Here is a 26,959-nt window from a genome sequence, read left to right as displayed (position 1 = left end):
TCGCTGTGAAGATGCAGTGTACCCGCGGCAAGACGGAAAGACCCCGTGAACCTTTACTATAGCTTGACACTGAACACTGGTCCTTGATGTGTAGGATAGGTGGGAGGCTTTGAAGTGTGGACGCCAGTCTGCATGGAGCCGTCCTTGAAATACCACCCTTTAATGGCTGGTGTTCTAACGTGGACCCGTTGGAGCCGTCCTTGAAATACCACCCTTTAATGGCTGGTGTTCTAACGTGGACCCGTAATCCGGGTTGCGGACAGTGTCTGGTGGGTAGTTTGACTGGGGCGGTCTCCTCCTAAAGAGTAACGGAGGAGCACGAAGGTCAGCTAATCCTGGTCGGACATCAGGAGGTTAGTGCAATGATAGGCCGGGTGTGTAAGCGCAGCGATGCGTTGAGCTAACCGGTACTAATGAACCGTGAGGCTTAACCTTACAACGCCGAAGCTGTTTCGGTGGGTTTGAGAAGATTTTCAGCATTGATTCAGAGTTAAGTACACAATAGTTTGCGCAGCAGCAAGGCGGCAAGCGAAGGAAAGGAAGGAGCATACTGAAGTATGTGACTGACTTTACGAGCGCGGCCAACGCGGCTGATGCGATAAAGTATTGCGTACAGAGCACCAAGAATTTGCCTGGCGGCTGTAGCGCGGTGGTCCCACCTGACCCCATGCCGAACTCAGAAGTGAAACGCCGTAGCGCCGATGGTAGTGTGGGGTCTCCCCATGCGAGAGTAGGGAACCGGGTTGCGGACAGTGTCTGGTGGGTAGTTTGACTGGGGCGGTCTCCTCCTAAAGAGTAACGGAGGAGCACGAAGGTCAGCTAATCCTGGTCGGACATCAGGAGGTTAGTGCAATGGCATAAGCTGGCTTGACTGCGAGAGTGACGGCTCGAGCAGGTGCGAAAGCAGGTCATAGTGATCCGGTGGTTCTGTATGGAAGGGCCATCGCTCAACGGATAAAAGGTACTCCGGGGATAACAGGCTGATACCGCCCAAGAGTTCATATCGACGGCGGTGTTTGGCACCTCGATGTCGGCTCATCACATCCTGGGGCTGAAGTAGGTCCCAAGGGTATGGCTGTTCGCCATTTAAAGTGGTACGCGAGCTGGGTTTAGAACGTCGTGAGACAGTTCGGTCCCTATCTGCCGTGGGCGCTGGAGAATTGAGGGGGGCTGCTCCTAGTACGAGAGGACCGGAGTGGACGCATCACTGGTGTTCGGGTTGTCATGCCAATGGCACTGCCCGGTAGCTAAATGCGGAAGAGATAAGTGCTGAAAGCATCTAAGCACGAAACTTGCCCCGAGATGAGTTCTCCCTGACCCTTTAAGGGTCCTGAAGGAACGTTGAAGACGACGACGTTGATAGGCCGGGTGTGTAAGCGCAGCGATGCGTTGAGCTAACCGGTACTAATGAACCGTGAGGCTTAACCTTACAACGCCGAAGCTGTTTCGGTGGGTTTGAGAAGATTTTCAGCTGATACAGATTACAGAATTTGCCTGGCGGCTGTAGCGCGGTGGTCCCACCTGACCCCATGCCGAACTCAGAAGTGAAACGCCGTAGCGCCGATGGTAGTGTGGGGTCTCCCCATGCGAGAGTAGGGAACTGCCAGGCATCAATTAAAGAAACCCCGTACCGCAAGGTACGGGGTTTTTTGCTTTTCCACCCTGGCGGGCACAATCAACAATCTCTGGCTAAAATAACAAGATACGCATCGTCAGCGAGGTTATTTTGCCGAACCCCTCTTTTAACTACCAACAAGATTTCGCCAACATAAACTTTCGCGACCATCCTGAGCTTTATCAGGTAGGGCGGGGAGAGCAAGGCGTTCTGCTGGTTGAACCTTACAAAAGCGAAATTCTGCCCTACTGGCGATACAAAAATGCTGAGGTTGCGACAAAATCTGCGCAGGAAATATACGCACTCTTTGAGCAATACCGTCAGCAAGACGATTTTGTGGGCATGGATATGGCCAGAAAATTTATCCAGATGGGATATACCCGCGCCAGACGCTACGCCAACCATAAAGGCGGAAAAAAGTACGATGATGAACGTAATGTGCGCCCGCTGGATCACGATCCCGTCAAAGCCGAAGCCGCAAAAGTTTTCAAAGGATGGTGGGATAAAATTCGCGCTGATGAGGATTATTTACAACGAAAACAAGCGCATCAAAAAAAGTGGGGGTGATAATGTTATCCAGACAGGATTCATTTTGTGATCCAGATAACAAAACCAAATGAAACATAATAGAAACAATTATTTTACCTAACGTTAAATTTTAAATCTGGTTTTACTGGAGTGGGTGCTTTGGCCCGCATTGTAAGACAGGGGATTTAAAATGACAGAAACCGTAGCAAGTACAGATACGGATAGTAAAAAACTGGCAGAGGACGAGACTCGCCGCAGGATTTGGGCAATCGTCGGTGCATCTTCAGGCAATCTGGTTGAATGGTTCGACTTTTACGTTTACTCGTTTTGCTCGCTCTATTTTGCCCATATCTTCTTCCCATCCGGCAATACCACGACCCAGCTTCTGCAAACTGCAGGTGTTTTCGCAGCAGGCTTTTTGATGCGTCCAATCGGCGGCTGGCTCTTTGGGCGTATTGCCGATCGAAAGGGGCGAAAAACGTCCATGCTGATCTCCGTCTGCATGATGTGTTTCGGTTCCCTGGTTATCGCCTGTCTGCCGGGCTATGACACTATCGGCACTTGGGCTCCAGCCTTACTGCTGTTGGCGCGTTTGTTCCAGGGACTTTCCGTTGGGGGGGAATATGGCACAAGCGCGACATATATGAGTGAAGTTGCCGTGGAAGGGCGTAAAGGTTTTTATGCCTCATTTCAGTACGTCACCCTGATCGGGGGACAGCTCCTGGCTATTCTGGCCGTCGTGATCCTGCAACAGGTTCTGAGTGATGAAGATCTCCGTGCCTGGGGATGGCGTATTCCTTTTGCGCTTGGCGCCCTCCTTGCCATTGTGGCGCTGTGGTTACGCCGTCAGCTCGACGAAACGTCGCGTAAAGAGGTGAGAACGTTAAAAGAGGCAGGTTCATTTAAAGGCTTATGGCGTAACCGGAAGGCCTTTTTAATGGTGCTCGGCTTTACGGCTGGCGGTTCGCTCACCTTCTATACCTTCACCACCTATATGCAGAAGTATCTGGTTAATACTACGGGTATGCACGCTAACGTGGCGAGCATGGTCATGACAGTGGCGCTCTTTGTCTTTATGCTCATCCAGCCCATTATCGGTGCGCTGTCGGATAGAATCGGTCGTCGTAGCTCAATGCTGATTTTCGGCGGGTTGTCGGCAATATGTACTGTGCCCATTCTCACTGCACTCCAGCATGTCACATCCCCTTATGCCGCTTTTGCGCTGGTGATGGTCGCGTTGGTCATTGCCAGTTTTTACACCTCGATCAGCGGCATTCTTAAGGCAGAGATGTTTCCGGCTCAGGTGCGTGCACTGGGCGTTGGGTTGTCCTATGCGGTGGCTAACGCGCTCTTTGGCGGCTCAGCGGAATATGTCGCCCTGTCATTAAAATCGGTGGGGAGTGAGGCAATCTTTTTCTGGTACGTCACGCTGATGGGAGCGCTGGCATTTATTGTCTCTTTAATGCTGCATCGCAAAGGGAAAGGCGTGCGTCTTTAATGATCCGCCATCTGCCAGACGGCATAGCCGGTAGTCGCACCGGCTATGTCCCAGGCAAAATCTTTCCAGCTCCAGCCGCTCCCTGCCGGGCGGCTGTCCCAGAGCTCTTTCGACGCCCCCAGACTGACCGAAAACATCAGGCCGTATGCAGCGCTGCGGTCGCGACTGTAGCCCTGGCGCTGGGCATATTCATTACCTGCGGCCGAGAGCATCGCCGAGGCTAAAAAGTGTTGCGCCTTATCCTGACCAGACCAGCTATCCTGAGCCATATGGCTGCATCCGCCCAAAACCAGACAGCCCATTAACAGCAAATAACGCACAACGACCTCCATAAAAAAGCCCCGTCAATGACAGGGCTGAAGATTACAGGATGCGGCTAATCAACCGGTCGATTCGGATGCGACGTAAACGGCGAATAAGCTTACGCACTTTCACCGGATAGTCAGCGATACTTTGCAGATCGCGATAATGGTTAACCACAGTGGTGTGCGTGCGGATCAGATCCAGTTCACGGTCGCGCGGAGCAGCCAGCTCATGACGGGGATCGTGGATCAAAATCGCATTTTCAAGATCCAGTCGCCACGCGCGTGGATTGAGGTTATTGCCCGTCAGCAGCATCCATTCATCATCAACCCACATGCCTTTCAGGTGATAGCTGTTATCTTCATCTTTCCACAGACGCACAACCAGCTGATCGGTATTCACATAGTACTGCAGGCGGCTCAGGAAGCGGCGCAGGTTGATCTCATAGAGATAAGGCAGGGCGCCGATGATCTTAAACGGCTGATCTTCAGGAATGAAGAAATCGTTCGCGGTTTTATCGCCAACGATAATTTCCACCTTTTTACCGTCGCGCAACAGCTGAATGATGTTACGCACCAGCACCGCAGGCAGGTTGAAGTACGGTGTACAGATGGTCAGTTTATGTTCTGTACACGGCATCAGATGGAAGATGGTCTTGTTGAGCAGGCTGGATTTACCCAGCCCGACCAGTGGGGTCACTGCAAGCTGTTCATTATCGGCGTCGCCCTGGAAATGGAACATGGCATCGCGCAGTTCCTGGCGGAAAAGGCGAATGTCATTTTTGATCTCCGGGCTTTTTGGTCGCTGTGGATCGTCGAGGCGATTTACGCCGCGGCCATGCACCAGATGTTGGTCCACCCACTCAAACATGACGTCAGCCATGCGGGCATTACGCACCAGGTGATAACGATCGTAACGGTACTTATCCAGCTGATGCAGATAGACGTCGTTCAGACTCGCGCCGCTATAGAGCACGCTGTCATCAATGATAAAGCCTTTGAAATGGAGGACGCCCAGAGCTTCGCGAGTGTTAACCGGAACACCATAAACGGGGACATCTACGCCGGGGTTTTCCTGCGCCATGCGGCAATACCAGTCGGCATTGGTGTTGGACGCAGCCGCGCCAATACGACCGCGCTGGGCGCGATGCCAGTCGACCAGGATACGGACATCCAGCTCAGGGCGCTGGCGTTTGGCTTCGTACACGGCGCGTAAAATGGCGCTGCCGCCTTCATCCTGTTCAAGATAAAGCGCGATAATGCAGATACGATGCGTTGCGCTGGCAATTTTTTCCAGTAGCGTCTCCCGAAAATCGGCGGGAGCATAAAAAAACTCTACATCATCAACTGACTGAGAAAGCTTCGGTAGTTGAGCAAGGTGTTGTTGATGTTTATTACGCTTAAATTTGGACAACATCACAGTGCGTTTCTTCTCTGTTCATTGAAGGATTATATGGACTATGCAGCCAACAGAAGCGGGCAATCATACCACCAGTGCCGTTTAAAGTGGTCAACATTTCCAGTACCTTACTCTTGTTTACCTGATGGCATCAGCTGCAGAGTCAATCCGACGATCCCATCTTCAAGCTGGATATCAACGGTAAAGCCCAGCTTTCGCGCCAGGGCGACCATGCCACGGTTGTTAGGCATAGTAATGCCATTGAGGCGGATCAGTCCGTGATCGCGCGTATAACTGATTAGCTTTTCGAGTAATCGTCTTCCCAGCCCCAGACCTTTCAGATCGGAGCGGACAAGCACCGCAAACTCCGCATCGACGTTATCAGGATCGGAGATGGCACGTGTGACGCCAAGGATTTCATCGCCCTCTTCAGTGCGTCGGACGGCAACAAAAGCCATTTCCCGATCGTAGTCGATCTGCGTCATATTGGCTAAATCTTCGTGGGTAAATTCGTTGATTTCGCTAAAGTAGCGGTAGTACAAATCTTCTTTTGTGACCTGAGCGATAAAGCGCTGAAGCTGGGGTTCATCTTCAGGAAGGATAGGGCGGAACAGCGAGAGTTCGCCATTTTTCATCTCCACCCACTCTTCAAGCTGATGGGGGTAAGGGCGGATAGCAAGCCGGCTTTCGCGATCGCCGGTATAGGCCGCCACATCCATCGTCACATCCAGCGCCGTCAGTTCGCTGCCGGATACCAGTAAAGGATGAATATCCAGACGCTGGATTTCCGGGCTATCGACAATCAGGTTCGATACCTGCACCAGGAACTGGCTCAGGGCGGCGATATCCAGCGGTCTTAAGGCACTGCGTCCGCGGATCTTTTTGCTCTTAATCCCCTGAATCACCAGATAACGCGCCAGGTTCATGTTCAGAGGCGGCAGGGCCACCACCGCCTGCTCTTCAGGGCGCCACTCCACGCCCCCTTCGCCCAGCATGATCAGCGGGCCGAAGACCGGATCGTGTTCCACCACCACCCGTAGCTCCTGCGCGCCGGCACGATTAGCCATGCTCTGCACCAGCAGGCCGTGGATCCGCGCCTGGGGCCAGGCCATTTTAACGCGATCGATAATGGCATCCGCCGCCTGCTGGACTTCCGCCGCGGTACGCAGATACAACATCACCCCCTGAACTTCAGATTTATGCGGGATATCCGGCGAACGCAGTTTCAGTGCTACCGGATAACCGATCTGCTCGGCGATATGCACCGCTTCCGCGCTGTCGCTGGCGATCCAGGTGGGCAGCGTATGCAGGCCATAGGCGGTGAGGATCGGCTGTACCTCGTGCGTATCCAGCGAACGCGCGCCGTCATCAATGGCACGCTGCAACAGGTCGTGAGCATGACCCGTATTGGCGGTCAGGTTTCCCGGCAGGGCAGGCGTTTCCCGCAGCTGTTTCTGATTGCGCCGATACTCCACCATATGCATAAAAGCGGTGATGGTGCCTTCCGGGGTACGGTAAGTGGGGAGGCCAGCCTCGCTGAAGAGACGTCGCGCCTCCTGAGATGAAAATTCACCGCACCAGTTAGTCAGAAGCGACACATACTTTCCGCGCGGATGCTTCTTCACAATATCAATCAGCGCACGAGCGCTTTCGCTGCCCGGGGCTACGGCACTAGGGGAGTGAATGACCATCAGGGCATCAAAGTCCTGGCTGTCCAGCAGGATATTGAGTGCGCTGAGATAGTGCTCGCTGCTGGCATCGTCGCGTAAGTCGAGCGGATTACCCGGCTCCACGCCGGGCGGTAACGCTTCACGCAGGCGCTGTATTGTCTCTTCGCTGAGGGTGGCCAACTTACCGTTACGCAGCCACAGTTCGTCCAGTGCCAGCGCGGCCGGTGCGGCGCCGTTACTGATGATCATCAGCCGTTCCCCCCGTAGCGGGCGCATATGGCTGAGCGTTTCGACAGCGGAAAAGAGTTCGTGGGTGTCCTGAACACGCAACAAGCCGGCACGCTGGATGGCGGCATCCCATGCCGGATCCATGCCTGAATGTGAATGCAAAAGACGCTGGGCGGCCGGGCTACGCCCGCTTTTGATCACCAGAATCGGTTTGTTGCGTGAAGCGCTACGGGCTGCCGAGACGAAGCGACGCGCGTCGCTGAGATGCTCAAGATAGAGTAGGATGGCGCTGGTTTTGCTATCGCGCGCCAGAAAATCCAGCAGCTCGTCAACGTCAATGTCCAGACCGTCGCCCAGCGCGATGAAATAGGAAAAGCCCATTTCGCGCTGCTGGGCCCAGTCGAGAATCGTATTGGAGACCGCCGCCGACTGGGAGATAAAGGCCAGCTTGCCTTTACGTATCGGAACGGGAGAAAAGCTGGCATTCAGTCCCTGCCACGGTGCCAGCAGACCCAGGCTGTTTGGCCCCAGCAGTCGCATCTGGTAGCGCGTCGCACAGGCCAGCAGCTCCGCCTGCTGTTCAGGGGGCGAAGAGAGAATAATGCAGGTTTTGCAGCCCTTCTTCCCCAGCGCGTCGAGCAGGGCGATGTTACGTCGGGCGTGGGTACAGAGCACCGCGAGATCGGGAATGAAGGGCAGGCTCTCCACATCCGGCCAGGCAAGGACCCCCAGCACCGCCTTATACGCGGGGGTGACCGGCAGTATCGGGCCGTTAAAGCCGCCAGCAAGCAGGTTACGCATCATCAGATAACCGGCGCGTTCGGGCTTCATCGACGCGCCAATCACGGCAATGGATTTAGGGCGGAGTAAGGCTTCTAGCCCGCGCTGGCTCATACAGATCTCCTGAAAAGGCGAGTGACCTGATGATTTTAAACGCTTTCCGGCTCCGCCGCTGTGATGCTTCCCTTATGAATGGTTTTTCCGGCCAGATAACGTTCGCGAAAGCGTGAGAAGTGATCGCCCAGTGCGCCTGCCGCCTGGACATCCCCCGCCAGATCCAGCAGGGCAATAGCCACTTCGGCAGTACAATACTGGCCTTCTGCGTGGGCTTCACGCAGCCGGTAAGCCGAGACGCGTGACAAATCGACGGAGATCACCGGCAGGGCATCCAGATAGGGGCTTTTGCGAAACATTTTACGCGCTTCGGTCCAGGTGCCATCCAGCATGATAAACAGCGGCGGTTTACCGGCGGGGGGCGCGGTAATCACCTGACGCGTTTCACCGGCGTAGGAGGCCGGAAACACTACCATCGGTTGATAGTCGGGACTGGCGACCAGATCGAGCAGCGCCTGAGGTGGCGCAGTGCGTGACCACTGGAAGGCTGCGGTATCCGGTAGAATATCGGCGATCAGCCGCCCGGTGTTGCTGGGCTTCATCGGTTCGGTATCGAACATCACCAGACAAAAACGGCTTTGAGCATGGCTGGGCGCCAGCGTCGCGCAGAGGCACTGCCTGAGCGGCAGCAGACAGCGCTGACAGCGACGAATGCGGTTACCACGGGCAAGAAAAGGGCGAGTCGCACGCGCCAGGCGTTCGGCGCGCAGTTGCAGTACGGCGTTATCAGTCATGGGAAGGAGCGCAGAAAAAACGCCATTCTCGCAGAGGCGAGAGCGGGGCACAAGTTACGTGCCCCGGAATGTCAGAGGGATTCGTTCAGCCAGCTGTCAAAAGGTGCTTTCGGAACGGCACCATTGAGCATATCGACGACTTCACCATTTTTGAAAATCATAATGGTCGGGATACTACGAATGCGGAAGCGGGAGCTCAGTTCGCGCTCAGCTTCGGTGTTCACTTTCACAAAACGCATTTTACCACTACGCTCTTCGGCGACATCTTCAAAGATCGGCGCAAAGTTACGGCACGGGCCGCACCACGGTGCCCAGAAGTCGACAACAACCGGCAGATCATCCTTCAGCAGTTTATCCAGAGTTTCGCCGGTAGCATTAATCACGTCACCATCGAACAATTCATGACCGCAGCGTCCGCATTTTGCTCCGTCATCAATGCGATCTTCCGGAATGCGGTTAAGAGCCTGGCAGTTGGCACATACGGTATTCATAACTAACCTCAGGTAGAGCAGGGGGACAAATCGGCAACATGCCGGTTATGTTTCCAATATGTTACATATTATCAACGACCCTGTTTGAAACAACAATGCGTTTTGTTCAATGAGAACAATAGTCACAGGCTTTTATACGAAGTAATGGCTATGCGCCGGGACATCGGGTAATCTGCGCGCTTCGCGCAGCGCTGGTGGAGAAAAGCATGAACGACGAACTGAAAAACAAAAGCGGCAAGGTCAAAGTGATGTATGTCCGCAGTGACGATGACTCTGATAAACGCACCCAAAATCCGCGTACCGGAAAAGGTGGCGGGCGTCCAGGGCCATCTCGTGCAGACGGTGGCCGTCGCCCCGCCCGCGATGAGAGAAATAGCCGTGGTGATGACCGCAAACGTGACGACCGTAAGCGTGATGATTTCAAACGCGACGACTTTAGCCGCGACGCCTCACCGTGGCGTACCGTCTCCCGCGCGCCGGGCGACGAGTCCACTGCGCCCGTCGATCACGGCAGCATGGCCGGTAAAACGGTTATCGATCCGGAAGTGATCCGCCGTCAGCGTGCCGAAGAGACGCGCGTCTATGGCGAAAACGCCTGTCAGGCTCTGTTCCAGAGCCGTCCTGATTGCATCGTGCGCGCCTGGTTCATCCAGAGCGTCACGCCGCGTTTCAAAGAAGCGCTGCGCTGGATGGCGGCCAACCGCAAAGCCTACCATGTGGTAGACGATGCTGAGATCACCAAAGCGTCTGGCACCGAACACCATGGTGGCGTCTGCTTCCTGATTAAGAAACGTAACGGTACCACCGTTAAGCAGTGGGTCAGCCAGGCTGGCGAAGATGACTGCGTGCTGGCCCTGGAAGACGTGGGTAACCCGCACAACCTCGGCGCCATGATGCGCAGCTGCGCCCACTTCGGCGTGAAAGGCGTTCTGCTGCAGGATGCGGCTCTGCTGGAATCCGGCGCAGCAATCCGTACGGCGGAAGGCGGCGCGGAGCACGTTCAGCCGATCACCGGCGACAGCGTGCTGGAAGCCATTGAGCAGTTCCGTAAAGCGGGCTATGCCATTGTGACGACCTCCAGCCACAAAGGCACCACGCCGCTGTTTAAAGCGACACTGCCACGTAAGATGGTGCTGGTGTTGGGTCAGGAGCGCGATGGTCTCTCCGATGCGGCACTCTCCAGCGCCGATCTGAGCGTCTCTATCGATGGCACCGGCAATGTAGAAAGCCTCAACGTATCCGTTGCGACTGGCGTTCTGCTGGCGGAATGGTGGCGTCAGAACAAAGCATAATCCCGCTTTGTTCGTCGTTCGTAGGCCCGGCAAGCGTAGCGCCGCCGGGAAATGTGCCGGGTGGCCGCTTCGCCTTACCCGGCCTACAACAACTTACTCGCTTTCAGCCGGTAACTCCGGCATCCAGTCAATCGGCGTTTCGCCCTGTTTCTCCAGCCACTCATTCGCCAGCACAAAATGATTGCAGCCAAAAAAGCCGCGATGGGCTGACAGCGGTGACGGGTGCGGCGCTTTCAGCACATGATGGCGCTGAGTATCAATGATCGACCCTTTCTTCTGCGCATGCGATCCCCAGAGCAAAAAGACCACCCCTTCCCGGTGCTGGTTAATCAGGCTGATGACCTTGTCGGTAAATGTCTCCCACCCGAGGCTGGCATGAGAATGGGCCTGCCCGGCACGAACCGTCAGCACGGTGTTGAGCAACAGAACACCCTGACGCGCCCAGCTTTCCAGGTAACCATGTGAAGGGCGGGTAAACCCCGGCACCGAGGCTTCCAGCTCCTTATACATATTCAGCAGGGAAGGGGGAATGGCAACGCCCGGACGCACAGAAAACGCCAGGCCGTGCGCCTGACCCGGTCCGTGATAGGGATCCTGTCCCAGGATCACCACTTTGACATCCGCCAGCTCGGTAAAACGAAAGGCGTTGAACACATCTTTCTGGGGCGGATAGATGGTGATGCCGTCCTGACGTTCCGCGGCAACGGTATTCAGAGTATTAACGAAGTAAGGCTGTTTTTTTTCATCGGCCAGTACGTCGTGCCAGGTTAAAGGTGCTGTCATCTCGCTCTCCTGCGAATTTTCACTGTCTTTAGCTTAACTGCATATGACGAGGGAACAAAACTAGTGAGCCAAAAATGTCATTACATTGAAAAATATTGAAAATTTACACAGAATTTTGAAGGCGGTGCGAGGGTAAAATTGATATAAAACAATAATCTTCAGTTATCACCCTTTTTCTGGTGTGGTTTTTATTGATTTAAGTCAAGGAATAGCGAGTGTTTGACTGATATATATACACTCAAGCAACAATGGTTTTACCAATTGCCCGGACGAACGGGCGACACCCAATATTGTAGTGTAAGGGAGACATCACATGATTACTGGTATCCAGATTACTAAAGCTGCAAACGACGACCTGCTGAACTCTTTCTGGCTGCTGGACAACGAGAAAGGCGAAGCGCGCTGCGTATGCGCAAAAGCAGGCTTTGCTGAAGATGAAGTTGTTCAGGTTAACGCGCTGGGCGAGTTCGAATACCGCGAAATCCCAATGGAAATCAAACCTGAAGTCCGTGTTGAAGGCGGTCAGCATCTGAACGTTAACGTGCTGCGTCGTGAAACGCTGGAAGATGCCGTTAAGCACCCGGAAAAATATCCGCAGCTGACCATCCGTGTTTCTGGCTACGCGGTACGTTTTAACTCACTGACTGCAGAACAGCAGCGCGACGTTATTGCCCGTACCTTTACTGCCAGCCTGTAATCGTTACCCGCGTACAGATAAAAAAAGCCGGGTTTTAACCCGGCTTTTTTATTACTCTTCTTTCTGTGTCACCGGCGTGCTGCCGCTAGGCTTACGACGCTTGCCCACGTTTTTAGTATCACGGTGGCGTTGCTTCACGCGCGGTTTCTCTTTCTCTTTCGCCTTTTTCTCGGCACGTTTAGCGAGCACTTTCTTGGACGGTTTGCCCGTCATTTTTTCGCTCGGCGCACGGGTGCTCGGACGCAGTTCGTCGATCACGCGGGCCTTCAGCGGCTCTTCAACGTAACGACCAATTTTTTGCAGCAGCAGATGGTCATGCGCTTCGACCAGCGAAATGGCTGTCCCTTTACGCCCGGCACGGCCGGTACGGCCAATGCGGTGCAGATAGGTATCCGCAGTGCGCGGCAGATCGAAGTTAAACACGTGGCTGACATCAGGAATATCAATACCGCGCGCTGCAACGTCGGTCGCCACCAGCACGTTCACGCGGCCATCGGTCAGACGTTTGATCGCTTCGTTACGTTTAATCTGCACCATCTCGCCTTCGAGATAGCAGTTATTGATACCCGCTTCACGCAGCCAGGTCGCCAGCTCGTGCACACGCTCACGTTTCCGTACAAAGACGATAGAGCGGGTGGCTTCAGGCTGTTTCAGCAGGTGGATCAGCAGCGCGGTTTTATGCTGAATATCATCGGCGCGGTAGTACCACTGATGGATCTTCTTGCGTTCACGCGTGGATGGATTGGCAGACACCTCGACCGGATCTTCCAGCAGACGCTCGGCAAAATCTTTAATCGCATCGCCTTCCAGCGTCGCGGAGAAGAGCATGGTCTGCTTACGCCAGCGGGTCTCACCGGCAATGTGTTCGATATCCTGCGCAAAGCCCATATCCAGCATACGGTCAGCTTCGTCAAGAATTAAGGTTTCAACCGCACGGCAGTCGAAGTTCTCTTCTTTGATGTATTGCAGCAGACGCCCGGTCGTCGCAACGACGATATCCTGGTTCTCACTGAATACTTCGGCGTGGTTCATATAGGCCACACCGCCGGTAATGGTTGCGATATCCAGGTGGGTATTCTTCGCCAGCTCACGCGCGTGATCGGCAACCTGCATCGCCAGTTCACGGGTCGGGGTGAGGATCAGAATACGCGGCGGACCTGATTTCTTACGCGGAAAATCCAGCAGATGCTGCAACGCAGGCAGCAAATAGGCTGCCGTTTTACCCGTGCCGGTTGGCGCAGAACCGAGCACGTCACGGCCCTCCAGTGCAGGCGGAATTGCCGCTTCCTGAATAGCGGTCGGGCGTGTGAAGCCTTTTTCCTGGAGCGCGTCCAGAAGGCTTTCATCGAGTTCAAGTTCGGAAAAAGTCGTTACAGTCATGTTCTACCTCTGTGTGGGGCGCTGATTATAGACGTTACGGCTGCAATCTTCATCTGTTTGTGTGGATATCCCTTTTCCGTCGTTACGCTTTCACCTATGCTACTCCCGTTTCACTTTGAAGGTTGCTCTGACATGTCTCAACTCAAAGCGCAGCTGCGCCGCGATGGTTTTACTTTTAAGCAGTTCTTTGTCGCCCACGATCGCTGTGCAATGAAAGTCGGCACTGATGGCATTTTACTGGGGGCATGGGCACCGGTAGCAGGCGTTAAACGTATCCTCGACATTGGCAGCGGCAGCGGATTATTAGCCCTGATGCTGGCGCAGCGTACCGAACACTCCGTCACGCTTGACGCGGTTGAACTGGATCCCCAGGCGGCTGAGCAGGCAGCGGAAAACGTAGCGGAATCCCCCTGGGCTTCGCGCGTATCTCTCCATTGTGCGGATGTTCTTGCCTGGGCGCCAGAGCAAACGGCTCGCTATGACCTGATTGTCAGCAACCCTCCCTATTTTGAACCGGGCGTAGCCTGTGCTACACCCCAGCGAGAGCAGGCCCGGTATACCGACACGCTCGATCATAGCGCGCTGTTAGCCTGCGCCGCCGGGTTGATCTCCGAAGAGGGATTTTTCTGCGTGGTGTTACCGGAGAGAGCAGGCAGTGCATTTATTGCCAGCGCGCTGGAGATGGGCTGGTTTTTACGCCTGCGCACCGATATTGCGGAAACCGACGGCAGGCTGCCGCACCGGGTGCTGCTGGCGCTGTCGCCGAAAGAGGGAGAGTGCTTCAGCGACAGGCTGGTGATACGTGGGCCAGATCAGCGTTATTCCGATGGCTACACGGCGCTGACCCACCCCTTCTATTTATTTATGTGAGCCAGCGGTGAAAGCACCGACGGGCCGGAATGCTCAAGCTGCTCCGGGTAGTCGAGCGTGTAGTGCAAACCGCGGCTCTCTTTGCGCATCATTGCGCAGCGCACAATCAGCTCCGCCACCTGAACCAGATTACGCAGTTCCAGCAAATTATTGGATACGCGGAAATGGGCGTAATACTCATCAATTTCCTGCTGCAGCATGGTAATACGGCGCAGGGCGCGCTCCAGACGTTTGGTGGTGCGCACAATGCCGACGTAATCCCACATAAAGAGGCGCAGCTCGTGCCAGTTATGCTGGATCACAACCAGTTCGTCCGGGTTCTCCACGCGGCTTTCGTCCCAGTCCGGCAGATTTTCCGCCTGGCGGGCGTAAGGCATGCGCTTCGTGATATCTTCCGCCGCTGACCAGCCGTACACAAGGCACTCCAGAAGTGAGTTTGATGCCATTCGGTTCGCGCCATGCAGGCCGGTGTAGCTCACCTCGCCGATAGCGTACAAACCGTCAACGTCGGTCCGGCCATGATCGTCAACCATCACGCCGCCGCAGGTATAGTGCGCCGCCGGCACCACCGGCATCGGCTCTTTGGTGATGTCGATGCCGAGCCCCAACAGTTTTTCATAGATGGTAGGGAAGTGCTGGCGAATAAAGGCTTCGGGTTTATGGCTGATATCCAGATACATGCAATCCACGCCCAGGCGTTTCATTTCATGATCGATAGCGCGGGCCACAACATCACGCGGCGCCAGCTCGCCCCGCTCGTCGAAATCCTGCATAAAGCGAGTGCCATCCGGGCGTTTTAAATGCGCGCCTTCACCGCGTAGCGCTTCGGTCAGCAGGAAGTTGCGTGCCTGCGGGTGGAATAGCGCAGTGGGGTGGAACTGGTTAAATTCCAGATTGGCCACGCGACAACCCGCTCGCCAGGCCATGGCAATACCGTCCCCTGAGGAAATATCCGGGTTGGTGGTGTACTGATACACCTTAGAGGCACCGCCGGTTGCCAGTACAACCGATTTTGCCCGACAGGTTTCCACCTTCTCTTTATTACGATTCCAGACCCAGGCTCCCACAACGCGCCGCGTGCCCGGCAGACCAATCTTATCGGAGATGATCAAATCCACCGCGTTGCTGCGTTCCAGCACCCGGATGTTGGGATGGCTTAACGCCTGGCTGACCAGCGTCGTTTCGACTGCTTTACCGGTGGCATCTGCGGCATGCAGGATCCGGCGATGGCTGTGTCCGCCTTCACGCGTCAGGTGGTAACTCTCTTCTCCGTTGGCCTGCACGTGGGTATCAAACAGCACACCCTGATCGATCAGCCATTGCACGCAGTGGCGGGCATTACTGGCGACAAATTCAGCCGCGTGTCGGTCCACGATGCCGCCACCGGCAATCAGGGTATCTTCGACATGGGAGTCGATACTGTCAGTTTCATCAAACACCGCGGCAATTCCGCCCTGGGCATAGAAGGTAGAACCTTCGCTAACAGGACCTTTGCTGAGGACAATCACTTTCTGGTGTGGGGCGAGTCGTAGCGCCAGTGAAAGGCCGGCGGCGCCGCTGCCGATAATCAGTACGTCACAGGTGAGTTCGGAAATTGCGTTCATGATGTGTGTTTAATTTACTAAACAGTGTTTGGCCAGCATAGCATCTGAATGCGATGAATCGCACGTTTTTTTTAAGAGTAGTTGCAATGACTAAACAGAGGCTGAACAGAGATAAAGGACAAAAAGGGCGAAATTATTTTGCGTAGCAGATTGTTAGCTACAGATTTTGTGGTGAAATAAAGCCCGTCTTGCGTTACCCTGCAAACGGTAAAAGACCATTTCTTAGCAGAAACTGGGTACGTATCGGTATCAGACTTATAATGATAGAAAATGAACAGTCTGCGACGTGATTAACAAAAACAAAGGCGTGACGGAACTAATTGAAATAAAGACCCTCAAAGCAACTGCTTGCTCACAGTGCAGTGTTTGGAGTGGCGTTTCGATAACGCGTGGAATTTAGGTTTGGGGAGACTTTACCTCGGATGAGCGAGCAGTTAACGGACCAGATTCTGGTTGAACGGGTCCAGAAGGGAGATCAGAAAGCCTTTAACCTACTGGTGGTGCGCTACCAGCATAAGGTGGCGAGTCTGGTGTCCCGCTATGTACCGTCAGGGGATGTTCCTGATGTGGTACAAGAGTCTTTCATTAAGGCCTATCGTGCGCTGGAATCTTTCCGGGGAGATAGTGCTTTTTATACCTGGCTGTATCGTATTGCCGTCAATACGGCTAAGAACTACCTCGTCGCTCAGGGCCGACGTCCGCCTTCAAGCGATGTCGATGCTATCGACGCTGAAAATTATGAAAGCGGCGGTGCGTTGAAAGAAATTTCGAACCCTGAGAACTTAATGTTGTCAGAAGAACTGAGACAAATAGTTTTTCGCACCATCGAGTCGCTCCCGGAAGATTTACGCATGGCAATTACGTTGCGGGAGTTAGATGGCCTGAGCTATGAAGAGATAGCCGCTATCATGGATTGCCCGGTCGGTACGGTTCGCTCACGGATCTTTCGTGCGCGAGAAGCTATTGATAATAAAGTTCAACCGCTAATCAGGCGTTGACGATAGCGGGATACTGGAAAAGGTATTAGGCATGCAGAAAGAACAACTTTCCGCTTTGATGGATGGTGAAACGCTGGACAGTGAGATGCTCAACGAGCTCTCTCGCTCTCCTGAGATGCAAAAAACCTGGGAGAGTTATCATCTCATTCGCGATACTCTGCGCGGCGATACCAGCGATGTCCTCCATTTTGATATCTCAGCTCGCGTAATGGCGGCCATAGAGAACGAACCTGTTTCTCAGGCCACCCCGCTCATCCCCGAAGCCCAACCTGCACCGCACCTGTGGCAGAAGATGCCTTTCTGGAACAAAGTGCGCCCCTGGGCGAGTCAACTGACTCAAATGGGTGTGGCTGCTTGCGTATCGCTTGCAGTTATTGTGGGCGTCCAGCACTATAACACTCAATCTGAAGTGAGCCAGCAACCAGAAGCGCCAGTGTTCAATACACTGCCGATGATGGGCAAAGCCAGCCCGGTAAGTCTGGGTATTCCTTCTGATGCCTCGGCCGGTGCCGGTCAGCAGCAGCAGGTTCAAGAGCAGCGCCGTCGTATCAATGCGATGTTGCAGGATTATGAATTGCAGCGTCGTCTGCATTCTGAACAGCTTCAGTTTGAACAGGCGCAAACGCAGCAGGCTGCTGTGCAAGTGCCAGGAAACCAAACTTTAGGAACGCAATCGCAGTAATGAAGCAACTTTGGTGCGCCATGTCTCTGATGGCGGGTAGCCTGTTGTTCACTGTCAACGCCTCGGCTGATGTATCGTCCGGGGCGTTGTTGCAGCAAATGAACCAGGCCAGCCAGTCACTCAACTACGAGCTGTCTTTTATCAGTATCAATAAGCAAGGTGTAGAGTCGTTACGCTATCGCCATGCCCGTCTTGATAAACAGCCTCTTGCCCAGCTTTTGCAGATGGATGGCCCGCGCCGTGAAGTTGTGCAGCGTGGCAATGAAATCAGCTATTTCGAGCCGGGTCTCGAACCCTTTACGCTGAATGGCGACTACATTGTTGATTCGCTGCCTTCGCTCATCTATACCGATTTTAAACGGTTGTCCCCTTACTACGACTTCATCTCCGTAGGACGTACCCGTATCGCCGATCGGCTCTGCGAGGTGCTGCGGGTGGTCGCCAGAGACGGAACACGTTACAGCTATATCGTCTGGATGGATGCAGAGACCAAACTGCCAATGCGGGTCGATCTGCTGGATCGGGATGGTGAGACGCTGGAGCAGTTCCGGGTGATCTCCTTTACCATCGACGATCAGGTCGGTAACAGCATGCAGAATCTGGCAAAAGCTAACCTGCCGCCGCTGCTCTCCGTCCCGGCGGGGGATAACGTTAACTTTAACTGGGCGCCTAACTGGATCCCGCAGGGCTTCAGTGAAGTCTCCAGCAGTCGACGCCAGCTGCCCACCATCGATACCCCGGTTGAATCCCGTCTTTACTCCGACGGCTTGTTCAGCTTCTCGGTGAACATTAACCGGGCAACACCGGTCAGTGCCGATCAGATGTTGCGTACCGGGCGTCGCACCGTCAGCACCACGATACGGGATAACGCAGAGATCACCGTTGTCGGTGAACTGCCGCCGCAAACCGCTAAACGTATTGCCGACAGCATTAAATTCAGGGCTGCACAATGATCAAAGAGTGGGCAACGGTCGTTTCATGGCATAAGGGCGTCGCGCTGGTCAGCTGCGATGTCAAAGCATCCTGCAACAGCTGCGCCTCCCGCGCCGGTTGCGGCAGCCGGGTGCTGAACAAACTTGGACCGCAGACCTCACACACGATCAGCGTGCCCAGCGCAGAGCCGCTGGTGGAAGGTCAAAAAGTTGAGTTAGGGATCGCTGAAGGTAGCCTGCTTGGCTCGGCGATGCTGGTCTATCTCTCCCCGCTGGTGGGGCTGTTTGCCCTTGGCGGGCTGTTCCAGGTGCTGTTTGGGACCGATCTCGCCGCGATGTGCGGCGCAGCGCTGGGCGGCGTGGGCGGCTTTTTACTGGCGCGCGGCTTTTCCTCCCGTCTTGCGGAGCGTGAAGCGTGGCAGCCCGTTATTCTCAGCGTCGGATTGCCACCCGATCAGCTGCGTGTCGACACGCTCTCTTCAGAAGCCCGGTGATGTTACCGGGCTTTGTTTTATTTACATCTCATAAAAGAAAACGCCAGATCTTCGCGCTAAGCTTGCTGGAAGAGCATTTCCTGGTGACGGAGATGTAGTGTAGAATGCTGCGTTTTCGCACTGAAAAACGTCAGGCTAAGAACAGCGGCCTCCAGGAATTCGTAAGGCATAATTATTTAACTATATGAAGAACATACGTAACTTTTCGATCATTGCTCACATTGACCACGGTAAGTCGACGCTGTCTGACCGTATTATCCAGATTTGCGGTGGCCTGTCTGATCGTGAAATGGCAGCCCAGGTACTGGACTCCATGGACCTGGAACGCGAACGCGGTATTACCATTAAAGCGCAGAGCGTTACGCTCGACTATAAAGCGTCTGACGGTGAAACCTACCAACTTAACTTTATCGACACCCCAGGCCACGTTGACTTCTCTTATGAAGTTTCCCGTTCGCTGGCGGCCTGTGAAGGCGCGCTGCTGGTGGTTGATGCCGGGCAGGGCGTAGAAGCCCAGACCCTGGCTAACTGCTATACCGCGATGGAAATGGATCTCGAGGTGGTGCCGGTACTGAACAAAATCGACCTGCCAGCCGCTGACCCTGAGCGCGTTGCGGAAGAGATCGAAGATATCGTCGGCATCGACGCGACCGACGCCGTGCGCTGCTCGGCGAAAACCGGCGTCGGTGTAACCGACGTGCTGGAACGTCTGGTGCGTGACATCCCGGCGCCGGAAGGCGATCCGGAGGGGCCACTGCAGGCGCTGATCATCGACTCCTGGTTCGATAACTATCTCGGCGTTGTCTCGCTGGTGCGTATTAAAAACGGCACCATGCGTAAAGGCGACAAGATCAAAGTGATGAGCACCGGACAGGTTTACAACGCTGACCGTCTGGGTATCTTCACGCCAAAACAGGTCGACCGTACCGAGCTGAAGTGCGGCGAAGTAGGCTGGCTGGTTTGTGCGATCAAAGACATCCTCGGCGCGCCAGTGGGCGATACCCTGACGGGCGCCCGTAACCCGGCAGAAAAAGCGCTGCCAGGCTTTAAAAAGGTGAAACCGCAGGTTTACGCCGGTCTGTTCCCGGTAAGCTCTGACGATTATGAGAACTTCCGTGACGCGCTCGGCAAGCTGAGCCTGAACGATGCTTCCCTGTTCTATGAGCCAGAAAGCTCGACGGCGCTGGGCTTCGGCTTCCGCTGTGGCTTCCTCGGCCTGCTGCACATGGAGATCATCCAGGAGCGTCTGGAGCGTGAATACGATCTGGATCTGATCACCACTGCACCGACGGTAGTGTATGAAGTCGAGACCACCTCGAAAGAGGTTATCTACGTCGACAGCCCATCCAAGCTGCCGCCGCTGAATAATATTCATGAGCTGCGCGAGCCGATCGCCGAGTGTCACATGCTGCTGCCGCAGGAGTTCCTCGGTAACGTCATCACGCTGTGTATCGAAAAACGTGGTGTGCAGACCAACATGGTTTACCACGGTAACCAGGTGGCGCTGACCTATGAAATCCCGATGGCGGAAGTGGTGCTCGACTTCTTCGATCGTCTGAAGTCAACTTCACGCGGTTATGCGTCGCTGGATTACAACTTCAAACGCTTCCAGGCTTCCAACATGGTGCGTGTGGACGTGCTGATCAACGGCGAGCGCGTCGATGCGCTGGCGCTGATCACCCACAACGACAACGCCCCGTATCGCGGTCGCGAACTGGTCGAGAAGATGAAAGATCTCATCCCACGCCAGCAGTTCGACATTGCGATTCAGGCGGCCATTGGCAACCATATTATCGCCCGTTCTACGGTGAAACAGCTGCGTAAAAACGTTCTGGCAAAATGCTATGGCGGTGACGTCAGCCGTAAGAAGAAGCTGCTCCAGAAGCAGAAAGAAGGTAAGAAGCGTATGAAGCAGGTCGGTAACGTTGAGCTGCCGCAGGAAGCGTTCCTCGCCATTCTGCACGTTGGTAAAGACGGAAAATAACCCTTAAGGAGTTGGCATGGCGAACATGTTTGCCCTGATCCTGGTGATTGCCACACTGGTGACGGGGCTGTTGTGGTGTCTGGATAAGTTTATCTTTGCTCCGAAACGTCGCGAACGTCAGGCCGCCGCGCAGGCTGCCACGGGCGATCAGTTGGACCCGAATACCCTGAAGAAAGTCAGCCCTAAGCCGGGCTGGCTGGAAACGGGCGCTTCGGTCTTTCCGGTGCTGGCCATTGTGCTGGTGGTACGTTCGTTTATCTATGAACCTTTCCAGATCCCATCCGGTTCGATGATGCCAACGCTGCTGATCGGTGATTTTATTCTGGTCGAGAAGTTTGCTTATGGCATTAAAGATCCGATCTACCAGAAGACGCTGATCGAAACCGGCCATCCAAAACGCGGCGATATCGTGGTGTTCAAATATCCGGACGATCCGCGTCTGGATTACATCAAACGTACCGTTGGCGTACCGGGTGATAAGGTGACCTATAATCCGGTTTCCAAAGAGGTGACGGTTCAGCCTGGCTGCAGTTCCGGCACCGCTTGCGGTAGCGCATTACCGGTGACCTATTCCGGCGTTGAGCCAAGCGACTTTGTGCAGACCTTTGCCCGTCGCAACGGCGGCGAAGCGACCAGCGGTTTCTTCCAGCTGCCGAAAGGCGAGACCAAAGAGAACGGTATTCGTCTGAACGAGCGTAAAGAGACCCTGGGCGATGTGACGCACCGTATCCTGACCGTCTCCATCGCGCAGGATCAGCTGGGCATGTACTATCAGCAGAAGGGGCAGCAGCTGGCGACCTGGATCGTGCCACCGGGACACTACTTCATGATGGGTGATAACCGCGACAACAGCGCGGACAGCCGTTACTGGGGCTTTGTGCCGGAAGCGAACCTGGTGGGTAAAGCCACCACCATCTGGATGAGCTTCGAGAAACAGGAAGGCGAATGGCCAACCGGCGTACGGTTAAATCGTATTGGCGGTATCCATTAATTCCTGATAAATGAGCACGTAGCCTCTTTAACCAGAGGCTACGTGAATTATTTCACTGATAAATCTCTTCTGACTAACGACAACCCCTGTCGTTGCGTATAGAATATTCCCCCGAAGTTTAAGGTTGGCGCTGATTCAGTGCCACGGCACACGAAACCGCGTTGGCTTTCTCAGGACGGTTTCGTGTGCTGCATTTTTGACGCATTTATTCTATTGGTATCGCATGAACCCCATCGTAATTAATCGGCTTCAACGGAAGCTGGGCTACACTTTTCAGCATCAGGAGTTGTTGCAACAGGCATTAACCCATCGCAGTGCCAGCAGCAAACACAATGAGCGACTCGAATTTCTGGGCGACTCCATTTTAAGTTTTGTTATTGCGAATGCGCTTTATCACCGTTTCCCGCGTGTGGATGAAGGCGATATGAGCCGCATGCGTGCAACGCTGGTACGTGGCAATACGCTTGCCGAAATTGCCCGTGAATTTGAACTGGGTGAATGCCTGCGACTCGGGCCTGGCGAACTGAAAAGCGGCGGCTTCCGTCGTGAATCTATTCTCGCGGATACGGTCGAAGCGTTAATCGGTGGTGTTTTCCTCGACAGCGATATCCAGACGGTGGAGCAGCTGATCCTTAACTGGTATCAGACGCGTCTGGATGAGATCAGCCCGGGTGATAAACAGAAAGATCCAAAAACCCGTTTGCAGGAGTATTTGCAGGGTCGCCATCTGCCGCTGCCATCTTATCTGGTGGTGCAGGTTCGTGGCGAAGCACACGATCAGGAGTTTACCATCCATTGCCAGGTCAGTGGCCTGAGTGAACCGGTGGTTGGCACAGGTTCAAGCCGTCGTAAGGCGGAACAGGCTGCCGCCGAACAGGCGCTGAAAATGCTGGAGCTGGAATGAGCGAAGAAAAAAGTTATTGTGGATTTATTGCCATCGTTGGACGTCCGAACGTAGGCAAATCAACCCTGCTGAATAATCTGCTGGGGCAAAAGATTTCTATTACCTCCCGCAAGGCGCAGACCACGCGTCACCGCATTGTCGGTATCCATACCGAAGGGGCATATCAGGCGATTTATGTCGATACCCCCGGACTGCATATGGAAGAGAAGCGCGCCATTAACCGTCTGATGAACAAGGCGGCGAGCAGCTCTATCGGCGACGTTGAGCTGGTGATTTTCGTTGTCGAAGGTACCCGCTGGACCCCGGACGACGAGATGGTGCTGAACAAACTGCGTGACGGTAAAACGCCGGTGATCCTCGCGGTCAACAAAGTGGACAACGTGCAGGAAAAAGCCGACCTGCTGCCGCATCTGCAGTGGCTGGGTAGCCAGATGAACTTCCTCGATATCGTCCCGCTCTCTGCCGAGACCGGTCTGAACGTCGACACCATCGCGGGCATCGTGCGCAAGCATCTGCCGGAAGCGATTCATCACTTCCCGGAAGAGTACATCACGGATCGTTCTCAGCGCTTTATGGCGTCTGAAATCATCCGTGAGAAGCTGATGCGTTTCCTCGGCGCGGAACTGCCGTACTCTGTCACCGTTGAAATCGAACGTTTCCAGACTAACGAGCGCGGCGGGTATGACATCAACGGGCTGATCCTCGTTGAGCGCGAAGGGCAGAAGAAGATGGTGATTGGCAACAAAGGCGCCAAGATTAAAACCATCGGTATTGAAGCCCGTAAGGACATGCAGGAGATGTTTGAAGCGCCGGTTCACCTGGAACTGTGGGTGAAAGTGAAATCTGGCTGGGCCGATGACGAGCGCGCACTGCGCAGTCTTGGTTACGGCGACGACGTATAAGCCACTAAAACGTGGATGGATGGCAAAGAGCCTTTGTCCTTCATAGTCGTCCCTGGAGCGAAACCAGCCTGATGCTGGACGTCTTCACGGAAGAGTCAGGCCGCGTGCGCCTTGTTGCCAAAGGCGCACGTTCCAAACGTTCTAACCTGAAGGGTGCACTACAGCCCTTTACACCGCTGCTGGTGCGCTTTGGCGGACGTGGGGAAGTGAAAACCCTGCGCAGTGCTGAAGCCGTCTCTCTGGCGCTCCCTCTCTCTGGTATTACGCTCTACAGCGGTCTGTATGTGAACGAGCTGATCACGCGCGTGCTTGAACATGAGACCCGCTTCTCTGAACTCTTTTTCGATTATCTGCACTGTATCCAGGCGCTGGCTGGCGTGAGCGGCTCGCCCGAACCTGTGCTGCGCCGCTTTGAGCTGGCGTTGCTTGGGCACCTGGGGTATGGGGTTGATTTTCTGCACTGCGCGGGTAGCGGCGAGCCGGTCGAAGACACCATTACATACCGCTATCGTGAGGAGAAAGGCTTTATCGCCAGCGTGGTCATCGACAACAGTACCTTTACCGGGCGGGATCTGCGGGCGCTGGCGGAACGCGAATTTCCGGACGCCAGCACTCTGCGGGCGGCAAAACGCTTTACCCGTATTGCGCTCAAGCCGTATCTTGGTGGCAAGCCCTTAAAGAGCCGCGAATTATTCAGGCAGTTTATGCCAAAGCGTAAATGAACAACGAGAAACCGAGGATTGTCATGGCTGAATTACTGTTAGGCGTCAACATTGACCATATTGCCACGCTGCGCAATGCGCGCGGAACCGCCTATCCTGACCCGGTCCAGGCGGCCTTTATCGCCGAGCAGGCGGGTGCCGACGGCATTACCGTACATCTGCGCGAGGACCGTCGCCATATTACCGACCGCGATGTGCGCATCCTTCGCCAGACCCTGGACACCCGCATGAATCTGGAGATGGCCGTCACCGAAGAGATGCTGGCGATTGCCGTTGAGACCAAACCGCACTTCTGCTGCCTGGTGCCGGAGAAGCGCCAGGAAGTGACCACCGAAGGCGGGCTGGATGTGGCCGGTCAGCTGGATAAGATGCGTGACGCCTGCAAACGCCTGGCCGATGCCGGGATCCTGGTATCGCTGTTTATCGATGCCGATGAAGCGCAGATCAAAGCCGCCGCCGACGTTGGCGCGCCGTTTATTGAGATCCACACCGGCTGCTACGCCGATGCTGAAGACGAAGCGACCCAGGCGAAAGAGCTCGATCGCATCGCCAAAGCGGCAACCTACGCGGCGGGTCTGGGCCTGAAGGTGAATGCCGGGCACGGTCTGACCTACCACAACGTTAAGGCCATTGCGGCGATCCCGGAGATGCACGAGCTGAACATCGGCCATGCGATTATCGGGCGCGCGGTGATGAGCGGTCTGAAAGAGGCGGTGTCAGAGATGAAGCGCCTGATGCTGGAAGCCCGCAACTAATGGCCATTCTTGGCTTAGGCACGGATATCGTTGAGATCGCCCGCATCGAAGCGGTGATTGCCCGCAGCGGCGATCGCCTTGCCCGTCGGGTGCTCAGCGATAACGAGTGGGCCATCTGGGAAGCGCACCAGCAACCGGTGCGTTTTCTTGCCAAACGTTTTGCAGTGAAGGAGGCGGCGGCAAAAGCCTTCGGGACGGGGATCCGCAACGGTCTGGCGTTCAATCAGTTCGAAGTCTTTAACGATGAGCTGGGCAAACCGCGCCTCAGGCTGTGGGGCGAGGCGTTAAGGCTGGCCGAAAAGCTGGGCGTGGCGCACATGCATGTAACGCTGGCGGATGAGCGCCATTACGCTTGCGCCACGGTGATTATCGAAAGTTAAATCTTATCGGCGTGGTGCATCAGAACGAACTTGTCCCACAGCTGCTCTTCCGATTCAGGATGTGCCGGATCTTTCAGGATAGTATTGGGGATCGGGCACACCTTCTGGCAGGTTGGCGTCTCATAATGACCCACGCACTCGGTGCAGCGGTCGCTGTTAATCTCGTAAATGCTCTCTCCCATTGAAATTGCCTGGTTAGGGCATTCGGGTTCGCACATATCGCAATTGATGCATTTTTTGGTGATTAACAGCGCCATCAGGAAATTCTCAGAAACAACACAAACAGGGCGGGCATTATACGCTCATTGTCTGTTCAAACCAGTTTTTTTACCAATGCCTCGCTATGGCGAATACGTTCCGGGGCATGCTCCAGATCTTGCTGAACCAGCGCCATAAACAGCAGATCGGTCAGCATCATCTGCGCGCTGGTGGACGAGATCGCCGCGCTGCGGGTGGCCTGCTCTTCGGCAATGGTATACAGACAGCGCGTGGCCCGCTGCTGCAGGGCATTGGGGGTAAAGCCGGTGATCGCCAGAATTTTGCCCCCCACGCGCAGCGCTTCATCGGCGGCCAGATTAATCTCGCGGCGTTCGCCGGAATAGGAGAGGGCCAACAGCAGATCGTCAGGCTCCATCGCCTGTACGGTAGCCAGCAGGGCATGCATTTCCTGTTCGACAATGGCAATCACGCCGATTTTATTCAGCTTCCAGCCGAAGTTACGCGCCACCAGCCCCGAGGCGCCGATGCCGGTTAGGATCACCCGTCTTGCCGCCCGCAGCATGGCCACGCTCTCCAGCAGCTTCTCTTCGCTATTGACGTCCAGCGTGGCGTGCATCGCAGCGATGTTCTCTTTGATCAGCTTTTCACCCACCAGGCGCATCGGATCGTCGCCGCGGATCTGATTGTGCACCGGCATGGATTGCGGATTCGGGTTGCTGGCCAGCGCCTCGCTGAGCGCCAGTTTCAGGGCGGGAAAACCTTTGAAACCAATCTTTTGTGCGAATTTCACCACGCTTGACTGGCTCACGCCCGCCTCACTGGCAAGCTGCTGGGAGCTTAAATGGCGGGCACGATCGGGCTGCGAGAGTAAAAAATCCGCCAGCTTTTTATCGCTCTGGGCAAAACCCGCGTATCGCTGGCGGATGCGAATTAGACAGTTCATAGGGACTCCTGGCGAAATGTGATGACTGCAGCAATTGCGAATTCTGCTCGCCTGAATGAATTTTATAT

The 26,959-nt window shown here is 54.9% G+C and carries 27 protein-coding genes, 1 rRNA gene and 1 other annotated feature; of the genes, 18 read left to right on the top strand and 10 right to left on the bottom strand.

All coding sequences use genetic code 11. The annotated features are described in order from the left end of the window. Window positions 1-1,416: a sequence feature (most likely nonfunctional fraction of RNA operon), on the top strand. Window positions 1,417-1,493: 77 nt separating this feature from the next. From rrf to FHC51_RS22065, 3 genes are all read left to right on the top strand, one after another. Beyond that, window positions 1,494-1,609, top strand: a 5S ribosomal RNA gene (rrf, locus tag FHC51_RS22075). A 117-nt stretch (window positions 1,610-1,726) separates the two neighbouring features. Then, on the top strand, window positions 1,727-2,182 hold the full coding sequence (locus FHC51_RS22070) for a DUF4385 domain-containing protein (RefSeq protein ID WP_220436607.1): 456 nt from the start codon (window positions 1,727-1,729) through the stop codon (window positions 2,180-2,182). A 151-nt stretch (window positions 2,183-2,333) separates the two neighbouring features. Beyond that, entirely contained in the window at window positions 2,334-3,641 is a 1,308-nt protein-coding gene (locus FHC51_RS22065; RefSeq protein WP_220436606.1) for an MFS transporter, read from the top strand. On the opposite strand, the gene FHC51_RS22060 is transcribed toward FHC51_RS22065, so the two are convergent. The 5 genes from FHC51_RS22060 to trxC all read right to left on the bottom strand — a co-directional run bounded on the left by FHC51_RS22060 (window position 3,638) and on the right by trxC (window position 9,359). After that, window positions 3,638-3,973 carry a YfiM family lipoprotein gene (locus FHC51_RS22060; RefSeq protein WP_255584953.1) on the bottom strand — a complete coding sequence of 112 codons (336 nt, stop codon included), beginning with the start codon at window positions 3,971-3,973 and terminating at the stop codon, window positions 3,638-3,640. The genes FHC51_RS22065 and FHC51_RS22060 overlap by 4 nt on opposite strands. Before the next feature lie 31 nt (window positions 3,974-4,004). Next, window positions 4,005-5,360 carry a CDP-diacylglycerol--serine O-phosphatidyltransferase gene (pssA, locus tag FHC51_RS22055; protein ID WP_114385940.1) on the bottom strand — a complete coding sequence of 452 codons (1,356 nt, stop codon included), beginning with the start codon at window positions 5,358-5,360 and terminating at the stop codon, window positions 4,005-4,007. Window positions 5,361-5,470: 110 nt separating this feature from the next. Beyond that, on the bottom strand, window positions 5,471-8,134 hold the full coding sequence (gene pat / locus FHC51_RS22045; RefSeq protein WP_220436605.1) for a protein lysine acetyltransferase: 2,664 nt from the start codon (window positions 8,132-8,134) through the stop codon (window positions 5,471-5,473). 35 nt (window positions 8,135-8,169) lie between these two features. Further along, entirely contained in the window at window positions 8,170-8,868 is a 699-nt protein-coding gene (gene tapT / locus FHC51_RS22040; protein WP_220436604.1) for a tRNA-uridine aminocarboxypropyltransferase, read from the bottom strand. A gap of 71 nt (window positions 8,869-8,939) precedes the next feature. Beyond that, complete coding sequence (gene trxC, locus FHC51_RS22035) at window positions 8,940-9,359, bottom strand: thioredoxin TrxC (RefSeq protein WP_103180766.1); 420 nt, start codon at window positions 9,357-9,359, stop codon at window positions 8,940-8,942. A 206-nt stretch (window positions 9,360-9,565) separates the two neighbouring features. On the opposite strand from trxC, the gene FHC51_RS22030 reads away from it, so the two are divergent. Beyond that, complete coding sequence (locus FHC51_RS22030; RefSeq protein ID WP_220436603.1) at window positions 9,566-10,651, top strand: tRNA/rRNA methyltransferase; 1,086 nt, start codon at window positions 9,566-9,568, stop codon at window positions 10,649-10,651. A 93-nt stretch (window positions 10,652-10,744) separates the two neighbouring features. Here the strand turns inward: FHC51_RS22030 and ung are convergent, their stop codons facing one another. Continuing rightward, complete coding sequence (gene ung, locus FHC51_RS22025; protein WP_103180764.1) at window positions 10,745-11,434, bottom strand: uracil-DNA glycosylase; 690 nt, start codon at window positions 11,432-11,434, stop codon at window positions 10,745-10,747. Window positions 11,435-11,747: 313 nt separating this feature from the next. Between ung and grcA the strand changes: the two genes are divergently transcribed. Beyond that, window positions 11,748-12,131, top strand: coding sequence for an autonomous glycyl radical cofactor GrcA (gene grcA / locus FHC51_RS22020; protein ID WP_103824585.1), 384 nt, complete (start codon window positions 11,748-11,750; stop codon window positions 12,129-12,131). Window positions 12,132-12,182: 51 nt separating this feature from the next. Here grcA and srmB read toward each other — a convergent pair whose 3' ends face one another. Further along, a complete protein-coding gene (srmB, locus tag FHC51_RS22015; protein WP_220436602.1) occupies window positions 12,183-13,511 on the bottom strand; it encodes an ATP-dependent RNA helicase SrmB in 1,329 nt (442 codons plus the stop codon). Between the two features lie 132 nt (window positions 13,512-13,643). Between srmB and FHC51_RS22010 the strand changes: the two genes are divergently transcribed. Continuing rightward, entirely contained in the window at window positions 13,644-14,381 is a 738-nt protein-coding gene (locus FHC51_RS22010) for a tRNA1(Val) (adenine(37)-N6)-methyltransferase (protein WP_220436601.1), read from the top strand. Here the strand turns inward: FHC51_RS22010 and nadB are convergent. Continuing rightward, the gene (gene nadB, locus FHC51_RS22005; RefSeq protein ID WP_220436600.1) at window positions 14,366-15,985 is read right to left on the bottom strand and encodes an L-aspartate oxidase; all 1,620 of its coding nucleotides are present in this window, start codon (window positions 15,983-15,985) and stop codon (window positions 14,366-14,368) included. The two genes, FHC51_RS22010 and nadB, sit on opposite strands and share 16 nt — an antisense overlap. A gap of 357 nt (window positions 15,986-16,342) precedes the next feature. Here nadB and rseD point away from each other — a divergent pair, with 357 nt between their 5' ends. From rseD to acpS, 12 genes are all read left to right on the top strand, one after another. Further along, the gene (rseD, locus tag FHC51_RS23125) at window positions 16,343-16,411 is read left to right on the top strand and encodes a rpoE leader peptide RseD (protein ID WP_233212310.1); all 69 of its coding nucleotides are present in this window, start codon (window positions 16,343-16,345) and stop codon (window positions 16,409-16,411) included. Next, on the top strand, window positions 16,408-16,983 hold the full coding sequence (gene rpoE, locus FHC51_RS21995; protein WP_103824590.1) for an RNA polymerase sigma factor RpoE: 576 nt from the start codon (window positions 16,408-16,410) through the stop codon (window positions 16,981-16,983). The genes rseD and rpoE overlap by 4 nt, the downstream gene beginning before the upstream one ends. A 31-nt stretch (window positions 16,984-17,014) precedes the next feature. Further along, window positions 17,015-17,665, top strand: a complete 651-nt coding sequence (rseA, locus tag FHC51_RS21990) for an anti-sigma-E factor RseA (protein ID WP_039029767.1) — start codon at window positions 17,015-17,017, stop codon at window positions 17,663-17,665. Continuing rightward, entirely contained in the window at window positions 17,665-18,618 is a 954-nt protein-coding gene (gene rseB, locus FHC51_RS21985; RefSeq protein WP_103180757.1) for a sigma-E factor regulatory protein RseB, read from the top strand. The genes rseA and rseB overlap by 1 nt, the downstream gene beginning before the upstream one ends. Continuing rightward, window positions 18,615-19,091: a SoxR-reducing system protein RseC gene (rseC, locus tag FHC51_RS21980; RefSeq protein WP_114385946.1), complete on the top strand. Its 477-nt coding sequence runs from the start codon at window positions 18,615-18,617 to the stop codon at window positions 19,089-19,091. The genes rseB and rseC overlap by 4 nt, the downstream gene beginning before the upstream one ends. Before the next feature lie 184 nt (window positions 19,092-19,275). Then, complete coding sequence (gene lepA / locus FHC51_RS21975) at window positions 19,276-21,075, top strand: translation elongation factor 4 (protein ID WP_103180755.1); 1,800 nt, start codon at window positions 19,276-19,278, stop codon at window positions 21,073-21,075. A 16-nt stretch (window positions 21,076-21,091) separates the two neighbouring features. Then, window positions 21,092-22,066 (top strand): signal peptidase I, encoded by a 975-nt coding sequence (lepB, locus tag FHC51_RS21970; RefSeq protein ID WP_103824593.1) that lies wholly within the window; start codon window positions 21,092-21,094, stop codon window positions 22,064-22,066. Window positions 22,067-22,289: 223 nt separating this feature from the next. Then, on the top strand, window positions 22,290-22,970 hold the full coding sequence (rnc, locus tag FHC51_RS21965) for a ribonuclease III (RefSeq protein ID WP_103180753.1): 681 nt from the start codon (window positions 22,290-22,292) through the stop codon (window positions 22,968-22,970). After that, entirely contained in the window at window positions 22,967-23,872 is a 906-nt protein-coding gene (era, locus tag FHC51_RS21960; RefSeq protein ID WP_103180752.1) for a GTPase Era, read from the top strand. Before rnc ends, era begins: the two co-directional genes overlap by 4 nt. Before the next feature lie 11 nt (window positions 23,873-23,883). Continuing rightward, window positions 23,884-24,594, top strand: coding sequence for a DNA repair protein RecO (recO, locus tag FHC51_RS21955; protein ID WP_220436599.1), 711 nt, complete (start codon window positions 23,884-23,886; stop codon window positions 24,592-24,594). A gap of 23 nt (window positions 24,595-24,617) precedes the next feature. Then, window positions 24,618-25,349, top strand: a complete 732-nt coding sequence (gene pdxJ / locus FHC51_RS21950; protein WP_220436598.1) for a pyridoxine 5'-phosphate synthase — start codon at window positions 24,618-24,620, stop codon at window positions 25,347-25,349. Then, entirely contained in the window at window positions 25,349-25,729 is a 381-nt protein-coding gene (gene acpS, locus FHC51_RS21945; RefSeq protein WP_114314207.1) for a holo-ACP synthase, read from the top strand. The genes pdxJ and acpS overlap by 1 nt, the downstream gene beginning before the upstream one ends. Here acpS and FHC51_RS21940 read toward each other — a convergent pair. Beyond that, complete coding sequence (locus FHC51_RS21940) at window positions 25,726-25,986, bottom strand: YfhL family 4Fe-4S dicluster ferredoxin (RefSeq protein ID WP_103824596.1); 261 nt, start codon at window positions 25,984-25,986, stop codon at window positions 25,726-25,728. The genes acpS and FHC51_RS21940 overlap by 4 nt on opposite strands. Window positions 25,987-26,042: 56 nt before the next feature. Next, on the bottom strand, window positions 26,043-26,891 hold the full coding sequence (locus FHC51_RS21935; protein WP_220436597.1) for a MurR/RpiR family transcriptional regulator: 849 nt from the start codon (window positions 26,889-26,891) through the stop codon (window positions 26,043-26,045). Between the last annotated feature and the right edge of the window lie 68 nt (window positions 26,892-26,959).

Origin of the sequence: Leclercia sp. EC_58 (assembly GCF_019584355.1) — a bacterium.
Taxonomy (GTDB): Bacteria; Pseudomonadota; Gammaproteobacteria; order Enterobacterales; family Enterobacteriaceae; genus Enterobacter.
Note: the sequence above shows the minus strand (reverse complement) of the source record. Positions and strands in the feature narration are given on the sequence as shown.

Bases quoted from the DNA above. Each gene is read 5' to 3' on its own strand.
- pssA (WP_114385940.1), bottom strand. From the start codon at position 5,360: ATGTTGTCCAAATTTAAGCGTAATAAACATCAACAACACCTTGCTCAA.
- FHC51_RS22010 (WP_220436601.1), top strand. From the start codon at position 13,644: ATGTCTCAACTCAAAGCGCAGCTGCGCCGCGATGGTTTTACTTTTAAG.
- FHC51_RS21940 (WP_103824596.1), bottom strand. From the start codon at position 25,986: ATGGCGCTGTTAATCACCAAAAAATGCATCAATTGCGATATGTGCGAA.
- tapT (WP_220436604.1), bottom strand. From the start codon at position 8,868: ATGACTGATAACGCCGTACTGCAACTGCGCGCCGAACGCCTGGCGCGT.
- rseA (WP_039029767.1), top strand. From the start codon at position 17,015: ATGCAGAAAGAACAACTTTCCGCTTTGATGGATGGTGAAACGCTGGAC.
- srmB (WP_220436602.1), bottom strand. From the start codon at position 13,511: ATGACTGTAACGACTTTTTCCGAACTTGAACTCGATGAAAGCCTTCTG.
- rpoE (WP_103824590.1), top strand. From the start codon at position 16,408: ATGAGCGAGCAGTTAACGGACCAGATTCTGGTTGAACGGGTCCAGAAG.
- trxC (WP_103180766.1), bottom strand. From the start codon at position 9,359: ATGAATACCGTATGTGCCAACTGCCAGGCTCTTAACCGCATTCCGGAA.
- lepA (WP_103180755.1), top strand. From the start codon at position 19,276: ATGAAGAACATACGTAACTTTTCGATCATTGCTCACATTGACCACGGT.
- pat (WP_220436605.1), bottom strand. From the start codon at position 8,134: ATGAGCCAGCGCGGGCTAGAAGCCTTACTCCGCCCTAAATCCATTGCC.
- FHC51_RS22065 (WP_220436606.1), top strand. From the start codon at position 2,334: ATGACAGAAACCGTAGCAAGTACAGATACGGATAGTAAAAAACTGGCA.
- grcA (WP_103824585.1), top strand. From the start codon at position 11,748: ATGATTACTGGTATCCAGATTACTAAAGCTGCAAACGACGACCTGCTG.
- FHC51_RS21935 (WP_220436597.1), bottom strand. From the start codon at position 26,891: ATGAACTGTCTAATTCGCATCCGCCAGCGATACGCGGGTTTTGCCCAG.
- rseB (WP_103180757.1), top strand. From the start codon at position 17,665: ATGAAGCAACTTTGGTGCGCCATGTCTCTGATGGCGGGTAGCCTGTTG.
- lepB (WP_103824593.1), top strand. From the start codon at position 21,092: ATGGCGAACATGTTTGCCCTGATCCTGGTGATTGCCACACTGGTGACG.
- FHC51_RS22030 (WP_220436603.1), top strand. From the start codon at position 9,566: ATGAACGACGAACTGAAAAACAAAAGCGGCAAGGTCAAAGTGATGTAT.
- FHC51_RS22060 (WP_255584953.1), bottom strand. From the start codon at position 3,973: ATGGAGGTCGTTGTGCGTTATTTGCTGTTAATGGGCTGTCTGGTTTTG.
- rnc (WP_103180753.1), top strand. From the start codon at position 22,290: ATGAACCCCATCGTAATTAATCGGCTTCAACGGAAGCTGGGCTACACT.
- acpS (WP_114314207.1), top strand. From the start codon at position 25,349: ATGGCCATTCTTGGCTTAGGCACGGATATCGTTGAGATCGCCCGCATC.
- era (WP_103180752.1), top strand. From the start codon at position 22,967: ATGAGCGAAGAAAAAAGTTATTGTGGATTTATTGCCATCGTTGGACGT.
- ung (WP_103180764.1), bottom strand. From the start codon at position 11,434: ATGACAGCACCTTTAACCTGGCACGACGTACTGGCCGATGAAAAAAAA.
- nadB (WP_220436600.1), bottom strand. From the start codon at position 15,985: ATGAACGCAATTTCCGAACTCACCTGTGACGTACTGATTATCGGCAGC.
- pdxJ (WP_220436598.1), top strand. From the start codon at position 24,618: ATGGCTGAATTACTGTTAGGCGTCAACATTGACCATATTGCCACGCTG.
- rseC (WP_114385946.1), top strand. From the start codon at position 18,615: ATGATCAAAGAGTGGGCAACGGTCGTTTCATGGCATAAGGGCGTCGCG.